The following is a 4,959-nucleotide window of genomic DNA, read 5'->3' as shown; positions in this document are numbered from 1 at the left end:
GCGGCGCGCTGCTCGTCCGTGCGCGGGGTGTCCGTGCGCGGCGCGTCCGGGTCGGCGGGCTCGGCGGCGGGCCCCGACGACGCCCCCGCCGCGCGGATCGCCTCGGCCAGTGCGGCGACGGCCTGGGCCTGCCGCTCCGGGGCGCTGTGCTCCGCTTGCGTCATCGATGTCTCCTCACGGCCGGCGGTTCACAGCTCCGTCCAGCCCTGGTCCGGGTAGCGGTGCACCGGTGCCGACACGTCGTCCAGCGCACCGCGGATCTCACCCGGAAGCGTAAGGGCCTCCGCCGACAGGGTGGTCTGCAGCTGGGCCGCGGTGCGGGCGCCGACCAGGGCGCTCGCCACGCCGGGCCGGTCGCGGACCCAGGCGAGGGCGACCTTCAGCGGGCTGGTGGCGAGCCCGTCGGCGGCGGTGGCGAGGGCGTCGACGATCCGCCGGGACCGCTCGCCGAGGTACGGCTGCACGATGCCCGCGTGGTGCGGCGAGGCGCCGCGGGACTCCGCGGGCACCCCGTGCCGGTACTTGCCGGTGAGCACGCCCCGGCCGAGCGGCGAGGAGGCGAGCAGGCCGACGCCGGCGTCCAGGGCGGCCGGGAGCACCTCGCGCTCCAGACCGCGCTGGAGGAGCGAGTACTCCAGCTGCGCGCCCGCCAGCGGTACCCGCGCCGGGTGGCCCTGCTGCCGGGCGGCGGACTTGGCGAGCTGCCAGCCGCTGAAGTCGCAGACCCCGGTGTAGCGGGCGCGGCCGCTGGTGACGGCGATGTCGAGGGCGTGCAGGGTCTCGTCCAGCGGGGTGGCCGGGTCGTGGCCGTCGACCTGCCAGAGGTCGACGTGGTCGGTGCCGAGGCGGTGCAGCGAGGCGTCGAGGGCGGCGAGCAGGTGGCCGCGGGAGGCGTCGCGGCGGCGGCCGGGCCGGTTGCGGGCGCCGGCCTTGGTGGCGATGACCAGGTCGGCGCGGGGGACGAGCCCGTCGGTGAGCCGGGCGAGCAGGTACTCGGCGCCGCCGTCGGCGTACGCGTCGGAGGTGTCCACCAGGGTGCCGCCGGCGTCGACGAAGGCCTTGAGCTGCTCGGCGGCCTCGTGCTCGTCGGTGTCGCGGCCCCAGGTCATGGTGCCGAGGCCGAGCCTGCTCACTGTCAGGCCCGTTCTGCCGAGGTGGCGCAGTTCCATCGGGAGGGCCCCTCCGTCGTGGCTGAAAACCGCAGGTGGGGGCGGACCCCCTTGCTGGCAGAGCGTAGCGGCCCGGGAACGCGGCGTTGCGGACGACCCGCGCGGCGGCGTGACGCAGGCCACTCCTACCGGCCAGTAGCCTTTCCTCGGGCGGCGCGGCTACGCTCGCCGCAAGGACCGAACGGAAGGTGTGGGCACCGTTATGCGACTGGGCATCAACCTCGGCTACTGGGGACTCGGCATGGACGCCGACAACATCGCGGTCGCCCAGGAGGCCGACCGCCTCGGCTACTCGGTCTGCTGGGCCGCCGAGGCGTACGGCTCCGACGCGGCGACCGTCCTCAGCTTCGTCGCCGCCAAGACCGAGCGGATCGACGTCGGCTCGGCGATCTTCCAGATCCCGGCCCGCACGCCCACCATGACCGCGATGACCGCGGCCACCCTGGACACCCTCTCCGGCGGCCGCTTCCGGCTCGGCCTCGGCGTCTCCGGCCCGCAGGTCTCCGAGGGCTGGTACGGCGTCAAGTTCGACAAGCCGCTGGCCCGCACCCGCGAGTACGTGGAGATCATCCGCAAGGCGATGGCCCGCGAGCGGGTCGTCCACGAGGGCGCCACCTGGACGCTGCCGCTGCCCGGCGGCCCCGGCAAGCCGATCAAGCTCACCGTGCACCCCGTCCGCGAGCACATCCCGCTCTACATCGCCGCGATCGGCCCGAAGAACCTGGAGCAGACCGGCGAGATCGCCGACGGCTGGCTCGGCATCTTCTTCGCCCCCGAGCACGCCGCGCTCTCCATCGACCCGCTGAAGGCCGGCCGCGCCAAGGCCGGGCAGACGCTGGACGGCTTCGACCTCTGCCCGACCGTCGCCATCTCGGTCGGCGAGGACGTCAAGGCCGCCGCCGACAGCCAGCGCTCCTACGCCGCGCTCTACATCGGCGGCATGGGCAGCAAGGAGAAGAACTTCTACAACCAGCTCGCCCGCCGCATGGGCTACGAGCAGGCCGCCGACGAGATCCAGGAGAAGTACCTGGCCAAGGACTACGCCGGCGCGGCCGCGGCCGTCCCGCACGACCTGATCGACGCCACCGCGCTGCTCGGCACCACCGAGCGGATCGCCGACCGGATGCAGGCCTACGCCGACGCGGGCGTCACCACGCTGACCCTCGCCCCGGCCGGCTTCACGCTGGAGGAGCGGATCACCGCCCTGCGCACCGGCGTCGAGGCGCTGGAGCGGGCCGGCCTGGCCTAGGCGGTCGATTCAGGGGCGTGTGGGGGATACCCCCCACACGCCCCTGCAGGTCCGCGTTCGGGCCGTCAGAGCCAGCCGGCCCGTTTGAACAGGCGGTGCAGCACCAGGCAGACCAGGGCCATCAGGGCCAGTGCCGCCGGGTAGCCCCAGGGCTGGTGCAGCTCGGGCATGTACCGGAAGTTCATCCCGTAGATGCCCGCGATCATCGTCGGCACCGCCGCCAGTGCGGCCCAGGCCGAGATCTTCCGCATGTCGTCGTTCTGCTGCACGCTGACCTGGGCCAGGTTGGCGTTCAGGATGTCCGAGAGCAGCCGGTCCAGCGCCTCGACCTGCTCGGTGGTCCGGGTCAGGTGGTCGAGCACGTCCCGCAGGTAGGGCTGCAGGGCGTCCGGGACGAACGGCACGCCGCCGCGCACCAGCCGGGTGGCCGGCTCCAGCAGCGGTGCGCTCGCCCGCCGGAAGGCCACCACCTGCCGCTTGAAGGCGTAGATCCGCTCGGCGGCGCCGCGCGTCCGCCCCGGGGCGAACACGTCCGCCTCCAGCTCGTCCAGGTCGGACAGCAGCGTCGCGGAGAGGTCGAGGTAGCTGTCCACCACCAGGTCGCAGACCGCGTACAGTACCGCCGCCGGGCCCAGCCGCAGCAGGTCCTGCCGGTCCTCCAGCTCCTTGCGCATCGCGCCCAGCGGGCTGGCCTTCCCGTGCCGCACGGTGATCGCGAAGCAGTCGCCGACGAACACGAGCACCTCGCCGGTCTCCACCGTCCGGTCCGACTCCCGGTAGCCCAGGGTCTTGACCACGGTGAGCAGCGCGTCCGGGTAGACCTCCATCTTGGGGCGCTGGTGCGCCGCCGTCAGGGCGTCCTCCACCGCGAGCGGGTGCAGCGAGAACTCGGAGGAGACCAGGTCCAGTTCCTCCGGCGTCGGCTCGTACAGCCCGATCCAGAGGAAGCCGTCACCGGCCGCCCGTACGGCGTCCAGCGCGTCCGAGAAGTCCGCGGGGCCCTCCACCCGGCGGCCGTCCCGGTACGTGGCGCAATCGACGATCATGCGGGCATTCTCCCGTGCCGGGGCCCGAACGGTCATCACATCCCTTGAACGCACACCCGATGGGCACCCGTGCCCCACCCGGTACCCCAGGCCGTAGGCTAGTCCGCATGCCCACGCTGCTGCTCGTCCGCCACGGCCGATCGACCGCCAACACCGCCGGCGTCCTGGCCGGCTGGACGCCCGGCGTGGAACTCGACGACACCGGCCGCGAGCAGGCCGCCGGCCTGGTCGGCCGGCTCTCCGGGCTGCCGCTGGCGCACGCCGTCACCAGCCCGCTGGAGCGCTGCCGGCAGACCGTCGCCCCGCTGCTCGCCGCCCGCCCCGAACTCGCCGCCGCCGCCGTCGACGAGCGGCTCGGCGAGTGCAAGTACGGCGACTGGACGGGCCGCCCGCTGCACGAGCTCGCCAAGGAGCCGCTCTGGCGCACCGTGCAGGACCACGCCTCCGCCGCCGTCTTCCCCGGCGGGGAGTCGCTGCGCGACCTCAGCCACCGCACCGTCGACGCCGTCCGCGAGTGGGACGCGAAGGTCGCCGCCGAGCACGGCGAGGACGCCCTCTGGCTCGCCTGCACCCACGGCGACGTGATCAAGGCCGTGGTCGCCGACGCGCTCGGCCTGCACCTCGACCAGTTCCAGCGGATCTCCGTCGAGCCCTGCTCGGTCACCGCGATCCGCTACACCCCGCACCGCCCCTTCCTGTTGCGCCTCGGCGACACCGGCGGCCTCGCCGGACTCGCCCCGAAGCAGCAGCCCGCCCAGGTGCCCGGCGGCGACGCCGTGGTCGGCGGGACGAGCTGAGCCAACCGGTCGCCGCGTCCGTGCGGCGCACGTCGTAGGGTGGCCGATGAGCCCCCGTCCGATCCCGATCCGGAGCGAGAGAGTGCCCCGTCAGGTCTTCTTCTACGACCAGCCAGAGCGGTTCGTGGCCGGCACCGTCGGCCAGCCCGGATCCCGGGCGTTCTACCTGCAGGCCAGCGCCCGGGGCCGGATCACCAGTGTGCTGCTCGAGAAGGCCCAGGTGGCCGCGCTCGCCGAACGCGTCGAGGAGGTCCTCGACGAGGCGCTGCGGCGCAGCGGCGGCTCGTCCGCGATCCCCGCCGTCGCCCCCACCGAACTGCTCGACAGCGCGCCGCTCGACCTGCCGCTGGAACAGGAGTTCCGGGTCGGCACCATGGCGCTCGCCTGGGACAGCGTCGACGAACGGCTCGTCGTCGAGGCCCAGGCCCTGGTGGAGGACGCCGAGGAGGACGAGAACGCCCTCTACGAGGACGACGAGAACGGCCCCGACATGCTGCGGGTCAGGCTCACCGGCGCGATGGCCCGGGTCTTCGCCAAGCGCGCCCTCGACCTGGTCGCGGCGGGCCGCAGGCCCTGCCCGTTCTGCAACCTGCCCCTCGACCCGGAGGGCCACCTGTGCCCGCGCGCGAACGGATACCGGCGCTGAGCGCGGACGCCCTCCCGGGCACCGACCCGGCGACCAGCGCGGCGCTCGCGGC

General features: G+C 74.0%; 5 protein-coding genes. 3 read left to right on the top strand and 2 right to left on the bottom strand.

The genetic code is table 11. The features are described from left to right. Positions 1-188 precede the first annotated feature (188 nt). Positions 189-1,169 carry an aldo/keto reductase gene (locus ABZ641_RS25570; protein ID WP_344621566.1) on the bottom strand — a complete coding sequence of 327 codons (981 nt, stop codon included), beginning with the start codon at positions 1,167-1,169 and terminating at the stop codon, positions 189-191. A 202-nt stretch (positions 1,170-1,371) separates the two neighbouring features. Here ABZ641_RS25570 and ABZ641_RS25565 point away from each other — a divergent pair, with 202 nt between their 5' ends. After that, a complete protein-coding gene (locus tag ABZ641_RS25565) occupies positions 1,372-2,418 on the top strand; it encodes an LLM class F420-dependent oxidoreductase (RefSeq protein ID WP_344621567.1) in 1,047 nt (348 codons plus the stop codon). Positions 2,419-2,483: 65 nt separating this feature from the next. On the opposite strand, the gene ABZ641_RS25560 is transcribed toward ABZ641_RS25565, so the two are convergent. Beyond that, positions 2,484-3,464 carry a magnesium and cobalt transport protein CorA gene (locus ABZ641_RS25560; protein ID WP_359985247.1) on the bottom strand — a complete coding sequence of 327 codons (981 nt, stop codon included), beginning with the start codon at positions 3,462-3,464 and terminating at the stop codon, positions 2,484-2,486. Positions 3,465-3,571: 107 nt separating this feature from the next. Between ABZ641_RS25560 and ABZ641_RS25555 the strand changes: the two genes are divergently transcribed. Beyond that, the gene (locus ABZ641_RS25555) at positions 3,572-4,261 is read left to right on the top strand and encodes a histidine phosphatase family protein (RefSeq protein ID WP_344621569.1); all 690 of its coding nucleotides are present in this window, start codon (positions 3,572-3,574) and stop codon (positions 4,259-4,261) included. Positions 4,262-4,343: 82 nt separating this feature from the next. Further along, positions 4,344-4,907: a DUF3090 domain-containing protein gene (locus ABZ641_RS25550; RefSeq protein ID WP_344621570.1), complete on the top strand. Its 564-nt coding sequence runs from the start codon at positions 4,344-4,346 to the stop codon at positions 4,905-4,907. The last annotated feature ends 52 nt before the right edge of the window (positions 4,908-4,959 follow it).

It is taken from the genome of Kitasatospora sp. NPDC007106 (assembly GCF_040634455.1).
Lineage (GTDB): Bacteria > Actinomycetota > Actinomycetes > Streptomycetales > Streptomycetaceae > Kitasatospora > Kitasatospora arboriphila.
Note: the sequence above shows the minus strand (reverse complement) of the source record. Positions and strands in the feature narration are given on the sequence as shown.

Bases quoted from the DNA above. Each gene is read 5' to 3' on its own strand.
- ABZ641_RS25555 (WP_344621569.1), top strand. From the start codon at position 3,572: ATGCCCACGCTGCTGCTCGTCCGCCACGGCCGATCGACCGCCAACACC.
- ABZ641_RS25570 (WP_344621566.1), bottom strand. From the start codon at position 1,169: ATGGAACTGCGCCACCTCGGCAGAACGGGCCTGACAGTGAGCAGGCTC.
- ABZ641_RS25565 (WP_344621567.1), top strand. From the start codon at position 1,372: ATGCGACTGGGCATCAACCTCGGCTACTGGGGACTCGGCATGGACGCC.
- ABZ641_RS25560 (WP_359985247.1), bottom strand. From the start codon at position 3,464: ATGATCGTCGATTGCGCCACGTACCGGGACGGCCGCCGGGTGGAGGGC.